This is a genomic window from Streptococcus sp. 4155 (assembly GCF_013276695.1).
Lineage (GTDB): Bacteria > Bacillota > Bacilli > Lactobacillales > Streptococcaceae > Streptococcus > Streptococcus pseudopneumoniae.
The window spans coordinates 1-1283 of the sequence record NZ_VMLM01000120.1 but is presented as its reverse complement, the minus strand read 5'-3'; the positions used below and the strand labels follow the sequence as shown (position 1 = coordinate 1283).

The following is a 1283-nucleotide window of genomic DNA, read 5'->3' as shown; positions in this document are numbered from 1 at the left end:
CTAGCCGCAGGTTGTTCAAAGAACTGCTTTGAGGTTGTAGATAAGACTGACGAAGTAAGTAACCATACCTACGGCAAGACGACGTTGACGTGGTTTGAAGAGATTTTCAAAGAGTATTATGGTTCACACCATGGGGTGTTTTTTGATGATTTTAAGCAAAATTCATACCATTTAATTGAAAGTTATTTAAATTAGATAAAAATTTGTTTTCTGAAAAAGTGGGAAAACATTGATTTTAAGCGAATTTTGAATCATATTCGAATGGGAGTTTTTAAAATCATGTTTCGGTGGTAAAAGTTCCAAACTGTATTCTCCATAGTAGAATGATATCACCTGCCAGCGAATCATCTGCCAATAAGTCCATATTTCGTTTGGGAACGGGCTTAGGATTTAGGAGCCAAGCATCCAAATCACGTTCAGGAGAGATGAAGGGTTTGACTTGGTGTTCTTTATAAAATATTTCTAAAATACTATTCACGGATAGCCTCTTTCAAACATTTATTTCCTACTTCTAACAAATTTCTAAATGGTTTAAAAATTTTATAGTCTGTCAAGTTTTTTTCTTGACACCTGTTAGAAATCTGCTATAATAGAACATGTGCTAAATAGCTCAGCTATTTCACCGAAATAAAAAATAAGAAAAGAGACTTTAAAAATGGCAGTTAAAATCCGTTTGACTCGTATGGGTTCTAAGAAAAAACCTTTCTACCGTATCAACGTAGCAGATTCACGTTCACCACGTGACGGACGTTTCATCGAAACAGTTGGAACTTACAATCCACTTGTTGCTGAAAACCAAGTAACTTTGAAAGAAGACCGCGTTCTTGCATGGTTGGCTGATGGAGCTCAACCTTCAGATACAGTTCGCAACATCCTTTCAAAAGAAGGCGTATTGAAAAAATTCCACGATTCTAAATTCTCAAAATAAGTTTAAAGTAGGTTGATAGATGGATACGATTGAAAATCTCATTATTGCGATTGTGAAACCCTTGATTTCACAACCAGATGCCTTAACTATCAAGATTGAAGATACACCAGAATTTTTGGAATATCATTTGAATCTTGATCAAAGCGATGTGGGTCGTGTAATCGGTCGTAAGGGTCGCACTATTTCTGCGATAAGAACGATTGTCTACTCTGTCCCAACTGAAGACAAAAAAGTAAGAATCGTTATTGACGAAAAATAAGAAGAGCGGGACAAATGTCTCGCTTTTTTGCGAGGAATAGAAGATGAAATATTTAACGTTTAGACAATTACAAGACTAGTTATACTCAATGAAAAT

Annotated in this window: 3 protein-coding genes and 1 pseudogene; 3 read left to right on the top strand and 1 reads right to left on the bottom strand. The window is 35.4% G+C overall.

Features of this window, described 5'->3' with window-relative positions:
• Positions 1–195 (top strand): annotated as a pseudogene (locus HT715_RS11360) (hypothetical protein); the annotation flags it as partial.
• 82 nt (positions 196–277) lie between these two features.
• On the opposite strand, the gene HT715_RS11355 reads toward HT715_RS11360, so the two are convergent.
• A complete protein-coding gene (locus HT715_RS11355) occupies positions 278–478 on the bottom strand; it encodes a hypothetical protein (RefSeq protein ID WP_001084631.1) in 201 nt (66 codons plus the stop codon).
• Between the two features lie 177 nt (positions 479–655).
• On the opposite strand from HT715_RS11355, the gene rpsP reads away from it, so the two are divergent.
• Positions 656–928 carry a 30S ribosomal protein S16 gene (rpsP, locus tag HT715_RS11350; protein ID WP_000268760.1) on the top strand — a complete coding sequence of 91 codons (273 nt, stop codon included), beginning with the start codon at positions 656–658 and terminating at the stop codon, positions 926–928.
• Between the two features lie 19 nt (positions 929–947).
• The gene (gene kphA / locus HT715_RS11345; RefSeq protein WP_000379620.1) at positions 948–1187 is read left to right on the top strand and encodes an RNA-binding protein KphA; all 240 of its coding nucleotides are present in this window, start codon (positions 948–950) and stop codon (positions 1185–1187) included.
• Positions 1188–1283: the final 96 nt, after the last annotated feature.

What these genes read in the sequence shown, in the direction of transcription:
- kphA (WP_000379620.1), top strand. Translation starts at nt 948, where the DNA reads ATGGATACGATTGAAAATCTCATTATTGCGATTGTGAAACCCTTGATT.
- rpsP (WP_000268760.1), top strand. Translation starts at nt 656, where the DNA reads ATGGCAGTTAAAATCCGTTTGACTCGTATGGGTTCTAAGAAAAAACCT.